The organism is Streptomyces sp. NPDC002884, from assembly GCF_040295245.1.
GTDB lineage: Bacteria > Actinomycetota > Actinomycetes > Streptomycetales > Streptomycetaceae > Streptomyces.
Map to the genome: position 1 here is coordinate 44,222 of NZ_JBEOVB010000029.1, position 14,541 is coordinate 58,762.

The 14,541-nt window shown below is 72.2% G+C and carries 14 protein-coding genes; 6 read left to right on the forward strand and 8 right to left on the reverse strand.

The window, feature by feature from the left end:
• Positions 1-8: 8 nt before the first annotated feature.
• A complete protein-coding gene (locus ABT070_RS36110) occupies positions 9-1,508 on the reverse strand; it encodes an SCO1417 family PLP biosynthesis transcription factor (protein WP_351767082.1) in 1,500 nt (499 codons plus the stop codon).
• 98 nt (positions 1,509-1,606) lie between these two features.
• On the opposite strand from ABT070_RS36110, the gene yczE reads away from it, so the two are divergent.
• The 4 genes from yczE (at position 1,607) to ABT070_RS36130 (ending at position 5,136) form a co-directional block, all read left to right on the forward strand.
• A complete protein-coding gene (gene yczE / locus ABT070_RS36115; protein ID WP_351767084.1) occupies positions 1,607-2,293 on the forward strand; it encodes a membrane protein YczE in 687 nt (228 codons plus the stop codon).
• A gap of 8 nt (positions 2,294-2,301) precedes the next feature.
• Positions 2,302-3,057, forward strand: a complete 756-nt coding sequence (locus ABT070_RS36120) for a glycerophosphodiester phosphodiesterase family protein (protein ID WP_451102073.1) — start codon at positions 2,302-2,304, stop codon at positions 3,055-3,057.
• A 52-nt stretch (positions 3,058-3,109) separates the two neighbouring features.
• Positions 3,110-4,483, forward strand: coding sequence for an MFS transporter (locus tag ABT070_RS36125; RefSeq protein ID WP_351767087.1), 1,374 nt, complete (start codon positions 3,110-3,112; stop codon positions 4,481-4,483).
• A gap of 278 nt (positions 4,484-4,761) precedes the next feature.
• Positions 4,762-5,136, forward strand: coding sequence for an RNA polymerase-binding protein RbpA (locus ABT070_RS36130; RefSeq protein WP_020128921.1), 375 nt, complete (start codon positions 4,762-4,764; stop codon positions 5,134-5,136).
• 152 nt (positions 5,137-5,288) lie between these two features.
• Here the strand turns inward: ABT070_RS36130 and fxsA are convergent, their stop codons facing one another.
• From fxsA to ABT070_RS36150, 4 genes are all read right to left on the reverse strand, one after another.
• The gene (gene fxsA, locus ABT070_RS36135; protein WP_351767088.1) at positions 5,289-5,816 is read right to left on the reverse strand and encodes an FxsA family membrane protein; all 528 of its coding nucleotides are present in this window, start codon (positions 5,814-5,816) and stop codon (positions 5,289-5,291) included.
• A 46-nt stretch (positions 5,817-5,862) separates the two neighbouring features.
• Positions 5,863-6,699, reverse strand: coding sequence for a polyprenol monophosphomannose synthase (locus ABT070_RS36140; RefSeq protein WP_351767090.1), 837 nt, complete (start codon positions 6,697-6,699; stop codon positions 5,863-5,865).
• 584 nt (positions 6,700-7,283) lie between these two features.
• Positions 7,284-8,900: an amidohydrolase gene (locus ABT070_RS36145; protein ID WP_351767091.1), complete on the reverse strand. Its 1,617-nt coding sequence runs from the start codon at positions 8,898-8,900 to the stop codon at positions 7,284-7,286.
• A 78-nt stretch (positions 8,901-8,978) separates the two neighbouring features.
• Positions 8,979-9,419, reverse strand: a complete 441-nt coding sequence (locus tag ABT070_RS36150; protein WP_351767093.1) for an Lrp/AsnC family transcriptional regulator — start codon at positions 9,417-9,419, stop codon at positions 8,979-8,981.
• Positions 9,420-9,696: 277 nt separating this feature from the next.
• Here ABT070_RS36150 and ABT070_RS36155 point away from each other — a divergent pair, with 277 nt between their 5' ends.
• Entirely contained in the window at positions 9,697-10,161 is a 465-nt protein-coding gene (locus ABT070_RS36155) for a uroporphyrinogen-III synthase (protein ID WP_351767095.1), read from the forward strand.
• 539 nt (positions 10,162-10,700) lie between these two features.
• Here the strand turns inward: ABT070_RS36155 and ABT070_RS36165 are convergent.
• Positions 10,701-11,876: an acyl-CoA dehydrogenase family protein gene (locus ABT070_RS36165; protein ID WP_351767185.1), complete on the reverse strand. Its 1,176-nt coding sequence runs from the start codon at positions 11,874-11,876 to the stop codon at positions 10,701-10,703.
• A gap of 333 nt (positions 11,877-12,209) precedes the next feature.
• On the opposite strand from ABT070_RS36165, the gene ABT070_RS36170 reads away from it, so the two are divergent.
• Positions 12,210-13,457 carry a glycoside hydrolase family 18 protein gene (locus ABT070_RS36170; protein WP_351767099.1) on the forward strand — a complete coding sequence of 416 codons (1,248 nt, stop codon included), beginning with the start codon at positions 12,210-12,212 and terminating at the stop codon, positions 13,455-13,457.
• A 123-nt stretch (positions 13,458-13,580) separates the two neighbouring features.
• On the opposite strand, the gene ABT070_RS36175 is transcribed toward ABT070_RS36170, so the two are convergent.
• Positions 13,581-14,240 carry a TetR/AcrR family transcriptional regulator gene (locus ABT070_RS36175; RefSeq protein WP_351767101.1) on the reverse strand — a complete coding sequence of 220 codons (660 nt, stop codon included), beginning with the start codon at positions 14,238-14,240 and terminating at the stop codon, positions 13,581-13,583.
• A gap of 74 nt (positions 14,241-14,314) precedes the next feature.
• Positions 14,315-14,455: an SCO1431 family membrane protein gene (locus ABT070_RS36180; protein ID WP_307162176.1), complete on the reverse strand. Its 141-nt coding sequence runs from the start codon at positions 14,453-14,455 to the stop codon at positions 14,315-14,317.
• Positions 14,456-14,541 lie beyond the last annotated feature (86 nt).

Sequence of the window (14,541 nt, forward strand, 5' to 3'; positions counted from 1 at the left end):
ACGTCCTCCTAGGCGACGAACGTGCGCGGCCCCTCCGCGCCGACCGTCCCCCCGCTCTCCACGATCCGGGCGGCGGCCGCCAGCCTGGCGGCCGCCTCCTCCGCCACCGCGCCGCCCACGGTGAACGGCAGCCGCACATACCCCTCGAAGGCGCCGTCGACACCGAACCGCGGCCCGGACGGCACCCGCAGGCCCACCCGCTCACCCGCCTCGGCGAGCCGTGACCCGGAGAGCCCCCCGGTCCGCACCCAGAGCGTCAGCCCGCCCCGGGGCACGGCGAACTCCCACTCCGGAAGCTCCCGGCGCACCGCCGCGACCAGGTCGTCCCGGTTCTCCCGGGCCTGTTGGCGGCGCAGCTCGACGGCCTGCTCCCAGCCGCCGGTGCTGAACAGCCAGTTCACCGCCAACTGCTCCAGCACGGGCGTGCCCAGGTCGGCGTAGGCGCGCGCCGCGACGAGGCTGCGGATGACGTCCGGGGCCGCCCGCACCCAGCCGATGCGCATTCCGGCCCAGAAGGCCTTGCTCGCCGACCCCACCGTGATGACCGTCGACCCCGCCGGGTCGAAGCCGCAGACGGGCCGCGGCATCTCGACGTCGTCGTCGAGCCACAGTTCGCTCATGGTCTCGTCGGCGACCAGCACGGTCCCGGCCGAGCGGGCCGCCTCCACGAGCCGGCGCCGCTGGTCCTCGTCGGCGAGCGCGCCGGTCGGGTTGTGGAAGTCGGCGACGACGTACGCGATGCGCGGCGCGGCCTCGCGCAGGACCTGCCGCCAGCGGTCCATGTCCCACCCGGCGAGCCCCTCGGCCATCGCGACGGGAACCAGGCGCGCACCCGCCTCCCGCATCAGCTGGAGGATGTTGGCGTAGGAGGGCGACTCGACGGCGATGCGCTCTCCGCGCCCGCCGAACAGATGACAGATGGCGTCGATGGCCCCCATCGCGCCGGTGGTGACCATGATCTGCTCGGGCATCGTCGGAATCCCGCGCGCGGTGTACCGCTCGGCGATCATCGACCGCAGCGCGGGCAGGCCCGCCGGATAGTCGCCGTGCGTGTGAGCGTACGGGGGCAGCTCCTCCAGCGCGCCCCGCACGGCGCGGGTGAGCCAGGGTTCGGGCGCGGGCAGAGCCGCGCAGCCCAGGTCGATGATCGAGCCGAGGGCCTCGGGCGGCAGCGGCTCCAGGCCGCGTGCCGGAACCGGGTTGCCCGCCGGGACGGCCGTCCAACTGCCCGCGCCGCGCCGGGACTCCAGGAACCCCTCGGCTCGCAGCGCCTCGTAGGCGGCGGCGACGGTCGTCCGGCTCACGGACAGGGACAGGGCCAGTTCCCGTTCCGCGGGCAGACGCGCGGCGACGGGGACGCGGCCTTCCAGCACCAGCAGCCGGACGCCGTCGGCGAGCGCCCGGTAGGCCGGCGGGCGGCGCGACCCGGGGCCCGCCGGGCGGTCCTGCTGGGACTTGAGCAGCCGCGCGAGCTGTGCGGCTCCCACCGCAGAGGTCCACTGCGCCATGATTACCAGTCCACCTTCCCCGAATTGGCCATGGATGCCATGCTCTTCCAAGCCACAGAGTGTCATGAGTCAGGCCACTACGACCACCAGGGGACCCCATGTCCGAGCCGCCACCGCAGGAGACACCCCCGCGGGATGCGAAGGGCCACCTCGCCCGCCGGCTGATCCAGCTGTACGTCGGGCTCGCGCTCTACGGCGCCAGTTCCGCCCTCCTCGTGCGGGCGGGCCTCGGCCTCGAGCCGTGGAACGTCCTGCACCAGGGTCTCGCCGAGCTCAGCGGCCTGACGATCGGCGTCGTCTCGATCATCGTGGGCGCGGCGGTACTGCTGCTGTGGATCCCGCTGCGCCAGCGCCCCGGCCTCGGCACGGTCTCCAACGTCTTCGTCGTCGGCCTCGCGATGGACGGCACGCTCGCGTACGTGCCCGAAGCGCACGGCCTCGCCGTCCAGATGCCGCTGCTGCTGGCCGGGATCGTCCTCAACGGGGCGGCCACCGGCCTGTACATCGCGGCCAGCTTCGGACCGGGGCCGCGCGACGGGCTGATGACGGGGCTGCACCGGCGTACCGGGCGTTCGATCCGGCTGATGCGGACGGCGGTGGAGGTGGCGGTCGTGGTGACCGGGTTCGCCCTCGGCGGCACCATCGGCGTCGGCACCCTGCTCTACGCGGTGACGATCGGTCCGCTCGCCCAGCTGTTCCTGCGGATGTTCGCCGTTCCCGCGGCATCGGGCGGCAGCACGGTCGTTGCCACCGGGACACCGCAGGGAGCCATACTGCGTCCGTGACCAGCCTCATGACCCACCCGTACCTCGACCATCCGGGGCCCATCCCGTTCGCGCACCGCGGTGGGGCCGCGGACGGTCTGGAGAACACCGCGGCGCAGTTCCGGCGCGCGGTCGAGGCGGGTTACCGCTATATCGAGACCGATGTGCACGCCACGCGGGACGGGAAGCTCGTCGCCTTCCACGACGCGACGCTGGACCGGATGACCGACGGCGCGGGCCGCATAGGCGACCTCCTCTGGTCGGACGTACGGCACGCGCGCGTGGCGGGCAAGGAGCCGGTGCCGCTCTTCGAGGAGCTGCTGGAGACCTTCCCCGAGGTGCGGTGGAACATCGATCTCAAGGCGGAGCCCGCACTGCACCCGCTGCTCAACCTGATCGCGCGCACGGGCGCGTGGGACCGGGTCTGCGTGGGCTCGTTCTCGGAGGCGCGGGTGGTGCGGGCCCAGCGGCTGGCCGGACCACGCCTGGCGACCTCGTACGGCACCCGGGGCGTACTCGACCTGCGGCTGCGGTCCTGGGGCGTGCCCGCGGCGCTTCGGCGCTCGGCGGTCGCCGCACAGGTGCCGGAGAGCCAGTCGGGCATCCGGGTCGTGGACCGTCGCTTCCTGCGGGCCGCCCACGCGCGCGGGCTCCAGGTGCACGTGTGGACGATCAACGATCCCGATCGGATGCACCGCCTCCTGGACCTCGGGGTCGATGGCATCATGACCGATCACATCGACACGTTGCGCGAGGTCATGGAGGACCGCGGCGTCTGGGTCTGACCTCGGTCCCGTCGCCCGCGCGCGGCTGCGGCAGCGGGAAGCGAGGGCACGGGTGGACATCGACACCGTGCGGACGAAGGCGTCCGACGAGGCCGCCGAACGACGGCGCGAGCAGCGCGGCTGGTACTTCTACGACTGGGCGTGCTCCGTCTACTCGACGAGCGTGCTCACCGTGTTCCTCGGCCCGTACCTGACCTCGGTCGCCAAACGGGCGGCGGACGCCGACGGCTACGTGCATCCGCTGGGCATCCCGGTGCGGGCGGGTTCCTTCTTCGCGTACTCGGTGTCCCTGTCGGTGATCGTGGCCGTGCTGGTGATGCCCCTGGTGGGCGCGGCCGCCGACCGCAGCGGCCGTAAGAAGCCCCTGCTGGGCGTCGCCGCCTATGTGGGCGCCGCGGCCACGACCGGCATGTTCTTCCTGGGCGGCGACCGCTATCTGCTGGGCGGCGCGCTGCTGATCGTGGCGAACGCGGCCCAGTCCGTGGCGATGATGCTCTACAACTCCTATCTGCCCCAGATCGCCCCGCCCGAGGAACGCGACGCGGTCTCCTCCCGGGGGTGGGCCTTCGGCTACGCGGCCGGCTCGCTGGTCCTGGTCGTCAACCTGGTGCTCTATCTCGCCCACGACTCCTTCGGTGTCTCCGAGTCGACGGCGGTGCGGATCTGCCTGGCCTCGGCCGGGCTGTGGTGGGGCGGCTTCACGCTGATCCCGCTGCTGCGGCTGCGCGACCGGCCGGCCGAAGCCCGGAAGGCGACCGCCCGGCCGGACGGGACGGCCCGCACGGCTCCCGGGTTCCGTCAGCTCGCGGCGACGGTCCGCGACATGCGCCGCCACCCGCTGACCCTCGCCTTCCTCCTCGCGTACCTGATCTACAACGACGGCATCCAGACCGTGATCTCCCAGGCCTCGCTCTACGGCTCCGAGGAGCTCGACCTCAGCCAGTCCACTCTGATCGGCGCCGTCCTGCTGGTACAGGTGCTGGCGGTGGCGGGCGCGCTCGGCATGGGGCGTCTGGCCCGGACGTACGGCGCGAAGCGCACGATCCTCGGCTCACTGGCGGCCTGGACGCTCACCCTGGGCGCCGGGTACTTCCTGCCGGCCGGGGCGCCGGTCGGTTTCTTCCTGCTCGCGGCCGCGATCGGCCTGGTCCTCGGCGGCAGTCAGGCGCTGTCCCGCTCCCTCTTCTCCCACCTGGTCCCGCCCGGCAAGGAGGCCGAGTACTTCTCGGCGTACGAGATGAGCGACCGCGGCATGAGCTGGCTCGGCCCGCTTCTCTTCGGGGTCACCTACCAGCTGACCGGGAGCTACCGGGACGCGATCATCTCGCTGGTGGTCTTCTTCGTCGTCGGATTTCTCCTGCTCGTACGGGTACCCGTACGGCAGGCGATCCGCGACGCGGGGAACCCGGTCCCCGAGAGGATTTAGCACTCAAGGCGAAAGGGCGGTAGTGTACGCGTTTGGCCTGCCAGGCGTACCGTTACTGCGCGTCAAAGATGCCGAAACGCTGGGTGACATCTCCTTTCAGATGTGACAAACCGGGCGCCGGTGGGTACTGCACTGGTTGACAAGACTGCGGCTACGACGGCGACGCATGACCCGGAACGGAACTCCGAACGGGAATCTTTACCGCCGACCGGACGTTGACCGGATGACGACGACAGCGACACCTGTCCTGTGGGCGACAAGCCCGGGAGGCACGATTCATGAGTGAGCGAGCTCTTCGCGGCACGCGCCTCGTGGTGACCAGCTACGAGACGGACCGCGGTATCGACCTGGCCCCGCGCCAGGCCGTGGAGTACGCATGCGAGAAGGGGCACCGGTTTGAAATGCCCTTCTCGGTCGAGGCGGAGATTCCGCCGGAGTGGGAGTGCAAGGTCTGTGGAGCCCCTGCACTCCTCGTCGACGGCGACGGCCCTGAGGAAAAGAAGGCCAAGCCCGCGCGTACACATTGGGACATGCTGATGGAGCGGCGGACCCGCGAGGAACTCGAAGAGGTCCTCGAGGAGCGGCTCGCCGTTCTGCGGTCCGGGGCGATGAACCTTGCGGTACATCCCCGCGACAGCCGCAAAAGCGCGTAGCGCTGCGGGGCTGTGACCCGCTTCACCACGCACGACAACAACGACCGCGGGCGCCGTACGTGACATACGTACGGCGCCCGCGGTCGTTCTGCTGCCCCTGGGGGATCAGGCCCCGTCGTTCTGCTGCCCCCAGGAACAGCAGGCCACCGGGGTCACTGCTCGTCCCTGATGACCTCGCCCTGCACCACCTTGCCGTCCGGGCGGTGGATGCGGGCCTGCTGGAACGCGTCCCCCAGGGTGCCGGGCGTGGCCGCGGCGGCCCTCAGCTTGCGCTCCCCGTAGCCGCTGACCGCCTTCTGGACCGGCGGGAGCAGCAGAAGCAGGCCGACGACGTCGGAGGCCAGGCCCGGGATCATCAGGAACAGGCCGCCGAGCATCATGAGGCCGTTGCCGCCGCCCCGGTTGGAGGCCGTGCCGCGCTGGAGCGCCTCGTTCAGGTTCCGGAAGGCCCGGCGACCCGCCCGCTTGATGACCACGGCGCCCAGGACGAACCCGGCGGCCAGGAGCAGCAGGACCACCAGCCCGCTCGTCGCGCCCGCGACCACGGTCAGCAGCCAGATCTCCAGCACCAGCCATGCGGCGAGCGCCAGCGGCAGAAACGTCCGCAGGCGCGAGCGGCGGGGCTGGGCGGGGGGCTGGGCGGATGTCGGGTACGCGGGGGTCGGAGAGCCAGTCGTCATGCTCCCAGTGTGCCTGGACCCGGCTCAGAGCGGCATAAGGGGACGATCAGCCGTCGCTGTGAGACGTGGCGGGCGCCTGCGGGCGCTCCGCCTGGTCGCCGCTCCGGCCCGTGATCTTGCCGACCCGCTCCCCCACGCCCCAGGCCGTGACCCGCCACAGGGCCTCGACGAGGATGTCGCGGCTCATCTTGGAGTCGCCGTGCTCGCGCTCGACGAAGGTGATGGGGACCTCGATGACGTGGAAGCCGGCCTTGACGGCACGCCGGGCGAGGTCGACCTGGAAGCAGTAGCCCTGGGAGGCGACCTCCTCCAGGCCGAGGCCCTCCAGCGTCTCGCGGCGGAAGGCGCGGTAGCCGCCGGTGATGTCGCGCAGCGGGAGGTCGAGGGCGAGGCGGGAGTAGAGGCTGCCGCCGCGGGAGATGACCTCACGGGACTTGGGCCAGTTCACCACCCGGCCGCCCGGCACCCAGCGGGAGCCCAGGACCAGATCGGCGCCCTTGAGCGCGGTGAGCAGACGGGGCAGTTCCTCGGGCTGGTGGGAGCCGTCGGCGTCCATCTCGATCAGCACGCCGTAGCCGTTCTCCAGGCCCCAGCGGAAGCCCGCGAGATAGGCGGCGCCGAGGCCCTCCTTGCCCTTGCGGTGCAGGACCTGGACCTGGTCGTCACCGACGGCCAGTTCGTCGGCGAGCTTGCCGGTGCCGTCGGGGCTGTTGTCGTCGGCCACGAGGACGTGAGCCTCGGGGACGGCCTTGCGCACCCGGCCGACGATGGTCTTGATGTTCTCCGCCTCGTTGTAGGTCGGGATGATCACCAAGGCCGTGCCGAGCGGACCGAACCGCCTCCCCCGGTCCTGTGCCGCGAGGGTCCCGTCGCCGTCGTTCACTACTGCCCCTTCATGTCCGTACGCAGGGGACCACCATAGTGGCCGCCGCCTGCGATGACGTGACGGGACGTACGTACGGTGGTGTCGAACCCGCGAAAGCGGGGTAAGAACGTACCTTTGGGCTTGTATGTACGTACCTACCCCGTAGGGGTGAGCACAAGCCGGGTGGGTGCGGGCCTGCTACGGATGGGGGCCCGGCGCTCTTCGGGCCGGCCCGGGACCCGCTGGCTGCGGGTCGACCGAAAGCCGTTGTCTACTGAGCGCCCGGGCCCCATCCGGGTCACACCTCCCCGACCGGCCGGAACGTTCCCTCGCTGCGGCGCGGGCGCTGAGCCTGGCTGCCAGTGGCGGTGCGCCGGTACGGCTCACCGTCCCTGACCCAGCGGCGCCGCGGCGAGTGCGCGGGCGTTCCCCGGGCGGGGCGTCCGATGGTGGACTCCGCCGAACCTACCGGCCCCCCGCCATCGGCTGTCAACAGCTGCTTGACCTGCGGATCTTCGGTCAATGCCCAGGTCAGCGCGGAGAAGACACGGGGCGTATGTCGGCGGGCGGACGGGTGATCTTCCCCGGGCCGGCCCGGTAGATCACTCGCTCGGCCGCAGGAACACGGTCCGGCCGCCCACCACCGTGCGCAGGCACACGGGAAGATCGCCGCCGGGGGTCAGGTCCGGCAGTCCCGGGGTGCCGGAACGGGGGTCGGTGGACCAGCGGGCGACCCGGTCGTCGGGCGCCTGGACCACCAGTTCGTCCGTCCGCCAGACCGCGTAGTCGGCGGGTGCGCCGGGAACCAGGACGCCCGCGTCGTCACGGCCGATCGCCCGCCAGCCGCCGCGCGTGTGGGCCGTGAACGCGGCGCGGGCGGACACCCGGTGCTCGGGGGTGCGGTGGAAGGCGGCGGCGCGGACCGTGCCCCAGGGGTCGAGGGGGGTGACGGGGCTGTCGGAGCCGAAGGCGAGCGGCACGCCCGCGCGCAGCAGGGCCGCGAAGGGGTTCAGGGTGCGGGCCCGCTCGGCGCCCAGCCGCTGGGCGTACATGCCCTCGTCGCCGCCCCACAGGGCGTCGAAGGCGGGCTGGACGGAGGCGGTGAGGCCGAGTTCGGCGAAGGCGGCGATCGTCTCGGGCGTGAGCATCTCGGCGTGTTCGACGCGATGGCGGGCGGCGCGGATCCGGGCGAGGCCGACCTTCTCCGCGGCGGCGCGCACGCCCTCGACGACGGCGGTCACGGCCGCGTCACCGATGGCGTGGAAGCCCGCCTGGAGCCCGGCCTCGGTGCAGACCGTCACGTGCTCGGCGACGTCGGCGGCGTCCAGGTAGGCGGTGCCGGTGTGGCCGGCGTCGCTGTAGGAGGCGTGCAGACAGGCCGTGTGGGAGCCGAGGGCGCCGTCGACGAACAGATCTCCGGCGGCGCCGAGCGCGCCCAGTTGCCGGGCCTTCTCGACATCGCGCTCGGCCCAGTAACCGACGACCCGGGGGCCGGGCTCCTCGGCGGCGAGCCGCAGGAGGCCGGTGAAGTCGTCCTCGGAGGAGATCTCGGGTCCCGCGCACTCGTGGACCGAGCCGATACCGAGGGAGGCGGCGTGCGCGAGGGCGGTCCGCTGGGCCTCGGCGCGCTGGGCGGGCGTCACTGCCGCGAACGCCGCGGCCCGGACGGCGTGGTGGGCGTCGCGGGTGAGCGGTGCGCCGTCCGCGAAGCCCGGCCGGGTGCGGGACCCGGGCGCCAGTTCCAGCAGGGCGGTGGTGACCACGGCGGAGTGCACGTCGATCCGGCTGAGGTAGAGCGGCCGGCCGCCGGTCGCCTCGTCGAGTTCGTCCCGTCGGGGCGGGCGGCCCTCCGGCCAGCGGGAGGCGTCCCAACCGTGCCCGAGCAGCACCTTGTCCCGTGGACGGGCCACCGCGAAGGCCCGTACGAGGGCGAGGGCCGCCGCCAGGGAGGGGGCAGCGGAGAGGTCGAGGCCGGTGAGCGCGAGGCCGGTGGACGTGGTGTGCACATGGGCGTCGGCGAACGCCGGGGTGACGAGGGCGCCGTCCAGGTCGACCACCTCGTCGACGCCGTCCGCGAAGGCGTCGGCGGCGCCTTCCGAGCCGACCCAGGCGACCTGGCCGCGTTCGACGACCATCGCGGTCGCGAACGGGTCGGCGGGGCTGTGTACCTCTCCTCGGCGGAGCAGGACGGTCTTCGGCTCGGCGGTGCGCTCACTCATGAAAGACAGTCTCGCGCCTCGCCTCGGCCGCCCGGCACGCGGACCCCTCGAATCCCGGTCGGATCCGCGGGGATCCGCTCAGATACGGGGTGGCCGGGCCTCGTACGGGGTGGACAGCACGACCGTCGTGCGCGTCGACACGCCGGCGAGCGCCCGGAGCCGCCCGAGCATCTCCTCCAGCTCGTGCGGGGTGGCCACGCGCACCTTGAGGATGTAGTTCTCGTCACCGGCCACGCTGTGACAGGCCTCGATCTCCGGTACGCCGGCCAGCCGCTCGGCGATGTCGTCGGGGGCGCTGGGGTCGAACGGTTTCACCGAGATGAAGGCGGTCAGGGGCAGCCCGACGGCCTCGGAGTCGACGACGGCCGCGTATCCGCGGATGACGCCGCGCTGTTCCAGCCGGCGCACCCGTTGGTGCACGGCCGAGGTGGACAGACCCGTGGCCTTGCCCAGATCGGTGTAACTCATCCGCCCGTCCTTGACGAGCAGCTGCACGATTTGTCGGTCCAGCTCCTCCATGACGCAAGAACTTACCGTGCGTGTGATCTCCGCGTATACCTATGCAGCCCAGGTCATAGCCGGTTTGTGATGTGGCCGGAAGCCGACGGCGGCCGGGCCCGGGACGTTCGAGGGCTCGACCGGCGCACGAGGCACCTGCAAGCGGCATGTGACGAATGCCACAGCACTCCCCAACTCTTCGTGATGTCCTCGTGATTACCGCCGAGACGGGGCGGGAAGTGCTTGCTGTGGTCGAGGCCGCAGTGCCTTCACGGCCCAGCCCGAGGGGGAGAATCCCATGCAGAGTCTTAAGCGCCCTGGTCGCACCGTGCCCAAGCGGCTCCAGTCCGTCGTCGAGCCCGAGCCGGAGGGCGTCGAACCCGTCGACGCGGACTACTCCGACGGCTTCGACGCCGACGACGCCGACCACTTCGACGCGTACGACACCTTCGAGATGTACCGGGTGATCTGCCCGGACTGTGCGCAGCCCATCGCGCTGCTGGCGGACGAGGAGGTCCTGCCGGAGCACGCGCTGTGCGCCTCGCCGTGGAACCCCTTCGGGCTCACGGTCTGCGCCGGGACGGGCCGGGGGGCCGCCGAGGCCCGGCCCGCGGACGAGTCCGTGGAGCCCCAGGAACAGGACACCGCGCTCCTGTTGACGCTCCCTCAGGGACTGGACTGGCGCACCCAGCCCTTCTCGCACGTCGGTGGCCCGGGCTCGCGCCCGATGCGCGTGCCGACGATGCGCCGCCTGGCCGCCTGAGCGCAGCGTCCGCGCTCGTCCCGCCGGCCCGACTCCCGTAGCTGCCCTGCACCATGGCCCGCAGGCCGCCGTGGTGCGGGACCAGTGCGTCCCGAGCGGCCTGGAGGGCCGACACGGGCGAGGTGCGCCTGCCGGGGGGCGATGCGTGGCGACGACCGGCAACCCGGGCGCCGCGTAAGGCATTTGACGGGCCACCAGCTATCCGTCGGACCGTCCGGACACAGGTCGGGCCCGAACCGGGGGCACTCCCCGAACGCACGCTCGACCGTTCCGGTGGGTGACCTGTCCCGGGGCTTCGCGTTGCCCTGGTATGACCCCCACCCAGTCAGTCGCGCCCGGGCGTCACCGCCAGCTCTTCGTCCCCGTGCGTCCGGAACCCGTTCGGGAAAAATCGGTTCCGCTGGCTCCGCCGCCCGCACAGGACCCGCCCATCTACCGCGACCTCCTGCGCACCTGGGCCGACCGCGGCCGCACCCTGCCCGGACGCCACGACCCGGAGTGGGTGCGGCTGGCGGCCCCCCAGGTGCGGCCGGGGCAGTTCAGCGGGTTTCCGGACCCAGCAGATGACGGGCGATGACCATCCGCTGGATCTGGTTCGTGCCCTCCACGATCTGTAGGACCTTGGCCTCGCGCAGGTAGCGCTCGACGGGGAAATCGGCGGTGTAGCCGTACCCGCCCAGGACCTGGACGGCGTCCGTGGTGACCTGCATGGCCGCGTCGGTGCAGTGGAGTTTGGCCATGGCCGCCTGCCGGCCGAACGACCGGCCGGTGTCCCGGCGCCGCGCGGCCGCCAGGTACAGCGCGCGGCCCGCCTCGATCCGGGTCGCCATGTCGGCGAGCAGGAAGCGCAGCCCCTGGAAGTCGGCGATCGGCCGCCCGAACTGCCGTCGCCGCCGCGCCCAGGCCACGGCCTCGTCGAGGGCCGCCTGGGCGAGCCCGACCGCGCACGCCGCGATGCCGAGCCGGCCCGAGTCCAGCGCCGCCAGGGCGATCGCGAAGCCCTGACCCTCGGCGCCGATGCGCCGGGCGTCCGGGATCCGTACCCCGTCGAGATGCACCTGGGCGGTGGGCGAGCCCTTCAGGCCCATCTTGCGCTCGGGTGCCGCGACGCTCAGGCCCGCGGCGTCGCCGGGCACCAGGAACGCGGTGATCCCCGACGCGCCCGCGCCGCCGGTCCGGGCCAGGACCGTGTAGAAGTCGGCGAGTCCGGCATGGGTGATCCAGGCCTTGGTGCCGGTGATCACCCAGTCCCCGCCGCCCTCCCGCACCGCCCCGGTCCGCAGCGAGGCCGCGTCCGAGCCGGAGGACGGCTCGGAGAGGCAGTACGCGCCGAGCTGGCCGCCGCCGAGCATGGCGGGCAGGTGCGCGGCCCGCTGCGCGTCCGTGCCGTGGGCGGCGAGCGGGTAGGAGGCCAGCGTGTGGACGCTGACGCCCAGCCCCACGGTGAGGCGGACCGCGGCGAGCTCTTCGAGGACCTGGAGGTACACCTCGTAGGGCTGATCACCGCCGCCGTACGCGGAGTCGTACGGCAGGCCCAGCAGCCCCGATGCGGACAGCAGGGTGAACAGCTCGCGCGGGAAGCGCCCGGCGTCCTCCTCCTCGGCGGCCACCGGTGCGATCTCGCGTCGGGCGAGATCACGGACCAGCCTCATGAGGTCCCGGGCCTCCGCCGTGGGCAGGGAACGGTCCACCGGGGCCGGCGCGCGGTCGGGCATGGCGGCTTCCACGGCGGCTTCCTCCTCCCGGACCGACCAGCGGCTTCGCGCTGTGAGTATGCCCGCGGGACACCGCCCCCGCACGGGCGGAGAGCCAGGGGGACACCGGACCGACGGCCGGAGGGACCGTGGCCCGACGACCGAAGGGAGGTGGGGCGACGACCGGAGGGACGGCGGTCCGACGACCGGAGGGGCAGCAGGGCGGACCGTCGGCCGATTGGTCCGAACCATTGACTGAGTGGTCTAGTCCTCCTACCGTTTCGCTCCAACGCCTCCCCGCGTTCATGCCGATCGGCGTGCGATCCCCTCTCTGTCCCTGCGAGGAGACACCCGATGCACACCCCGTTCCGCTCCCGCCCCCGCTCACGGTTCCGGACGCTGGTGTCCGCCGCCTGTTGCGCCGCGCTCGGCGCCGCCCTGCTCGCCGGCGCGGGCACCGCCACCGCCGGCGAACCCCACCCCGCCGAGGCCCGCACGACCGGCTCCAAGGTCGTCGGCTACTTCACCGACTGGGGCATCTACGACCGCCAGTACTACGTCAAGAACATCGAGACGTCCGGCTCCGCGGACCGGCTCACCCACATCAACTACGCCTTCGGCAACGTCACCGACGGCAAGTGCGCCCTCGGCGACTCCTGGGCGGACAGCGACAGGCCGTTCACCGCCGGAGAGTCCGTGGACGGCGTCGCCGACACGGCGGACCAGTCGCTCAACGGCAACTTCAACCAGCTGCGCAAGCTGAAGAAGCTGCACCCGAAACTCAAGGTCATCTGGTCGTTCGGCGGTTGGAGCTGGTCCGGCGGCTTCGGCGAGGCGGCCAAGGACCCGGCGGCCTTCGCCAGGTCCTGCTACGACCTGGTCGAGAACTCCCGGTGGGCGGACGTCTTCGACGGCATCGACATCGACTGGGAGTACCCGAACGCCTGCGGCCTCACCTGCGACACCAGCGGCCGCGAGGCCTTCCGGGACGTCATGAAGGCGCTGCGGGCCACGTTCGGCAAGCGCGAGCTGGTCACCGCGGCGATCACGGCGGACGCGACCGCCGGCGGCAGGATCGAGGCGGCCGACTACGGAGGCGCGGCGCGGTACGTCGACTGGTACAACCCGATGACGTACGACTACTTCGGCACGTGGGCGGCCACCGGCCCGACGGCACCGCACTCGCCGCTGACCTCGTACCCGGGCATCCCGCAGCAGGGCTACGACACCGCCGCCACGATCGCCAAGCTCAAGAGCCTGGGCATCCCGTCACGCAAGCTGCTGCTCGGCATCGGCTTCTACGGGCGCGGCTGGACCGGTGTCACCCAGGCGAAGCCGGGCGGCACGGCCACCGGCCCGGCCGCGGGAACGTACGAGGCCGGCAACGAGGACTACAAGGTCCTCAAGGCCAAGTGCCCGCCCACCGGCACGGTCGGCGGCACCGCGTACGCCAAGTGCGGCAGCGACTGGTGGAGTTACGACACCCCCACGACCATCGCGACGAAGATGAAGTACAAGTCCAGGCAGGGTCTGGGCGGGACGTTCTTCTGGGAGCTGAGCGGGGACACGGCCGACGGTGAGCTGATCCACGCGATCAAGTAGGCCCGGTTCATGGGGCACTTGGGGCGGAGGACCACGAGCCTCCGCCCTCGGTGCGTCCGCCTCACCGGTCCGCTTCGGGCGTCGGTCCCCGCCCGGCGATCCCCGCCCGTCGGCCCTGGCCCGTCAGTCCGGGCGGCGGGCCGGCTGCGGCGCGGCGAAGGCGGGCTCGAGCTCCTCGATGGCGCGCAGGGAGCCGCCCAGGGACTTCACCAGCAGGTCGCCCATGATCTCCCGGGAGAGTTCGGGGCGGGCGATCCACTCCAGGGTGGCGCCCTCGACGCTGCACACCCAGGCGAGGAGGCCCATGCGGGGCAGTGCCGGGATGTCGCTGCTGCCGTACGCGCCCTCGGCGATGGTCGCCACGATCGCCGCGCGCACCCCGTCCCGGATGGCGTGCACCTCGGTGTCGAAGCCGACGCCGCCGCTGACGATCGTGCGGTAGGCGGCCTGGTTGTGCTCGGCGTAGCGCAGATAGCTGTCGATGGTGCGGTGCACCCGGTCCACCTGGGGCAGTTCCAGGCCGCTCGCCGCGAAGGTGACCAGATCGGCGACGGAGTCCTGGATGATCGCCAGGTAGTAGCCGCGCTTGGACTGGAAGTAGTAGTAGATCAGCCCCTTGGCGACATGCGCCTGCCGGGCGATGTCGTCCATCGAGAGCGCGTCGTAGGACGTGTCGGCGAACAACTTCCGCCCGATGGAGATGAGTTCGGCGCGGCGCGCCAGTGAGCGCTCGGTGCCGCGTGCCCGGGGACGGGCAGCTTCGCGCTGTTCACTGATACTCAATTTCGACCCTGGTCTCGGGCGGTCGGCGGGACATCCGCAGTATGTCAGGTCAACCGTGCGTCAGGTCACGCCCGTCACAGCAGTCCGAGCTGGGTGACCAGCATCGCGACGACCGCGACGAGGACCCAGCCCATGAGGTGTTCGAGGACCTTGGGGCCGTCGGTCTCGGGGCCGCCGGTGCGGGCGCGGGTGGCGGTGGCGGTCTGTGCGGTCATGGTGTCTCGCTGAGGTCGGACGTACGGGTGGTTCCCCCCACCGATCCGTCCACCTTGCCACCCGCCGGGGCATGTGCGGCGGAGAC

Coding starts and splice junctions, on each gene's coding strand:
- yczE (WP_351767084.1), top strand. CDS start 1,607: ATGTCCGAGCCGCCACCGCAGGAGACACCCCCGCGGGATGCGAAGGGC.
- ABT070_RS36150 (WP_351767093.1), bottom strand. CDS start 9,419: ATGGAGGAGCTGGACCGACAAATCGTGCAGCTGCTCGTCAAGGACGGG.
- ABT070_RS36165 (WP_351767185.1), bottom strand. CDS start 11,876: ATGCCCGACCGCGCGCCGGCCCCGGTGGACCGTTCCCTGCCCACGGCG.
- fxsA (WP_351767088.1), bottom strand. CDS start 5,816: ATGACGACTGGCTCTCCGACCCCCGCGTACCCGACATCCGCCCAGCCC.
- ABT070_RS36180 (WP_307162176.1), bottom strand. CDS start 14,455: ATGACCGCACAGACCGCCACCGCCACCCGCGCCCGCACCGGCGGCCCC.
- ABT070_RS36120 (WP_451102073.1), top strand. CDS start 2,302: ATGACCCACCCGTACCTCGACCATCCGGGGCCCATCCCGTTCGCGCAC.
- ABT070_RS36110 (WP_351767082.1), bottom strand. CDS start 1,508: ATGGCGCAGTGGACCTCTGCGGTGGGAGCCGCACAGCTCGCGCGGCTG.
- ABT070_RS36130 (WP_020128921.1), top strand. CDS start 4,762: ATGAGTGAGCGAGCTCTTCGCGGCACGCGCCTCGTGGTGACCAGCTAC.
- ABT070_RS36170 (WP_351767099.1), top strand. CDS start 12,210: ATGCACACCCCGTTCCGCTCCCGCCCCCGCTCACGGTTCCGGACGCTG.
- ABT070_RS36145 (WP_351767091.1), bottom strand. CDS start 8,900: ATGAGTGAGCGCACCGCCGAGCCGAAGACCGTCCTGCTCCGCCGAGGA.
- ABT070_RS36155 (WP_351767095.1), top strand. CDS start 9,697: ATGCAGAGTCTTAAGCGCCCTGGTCGCACCGTGCCCAAGCGGCTCCAG.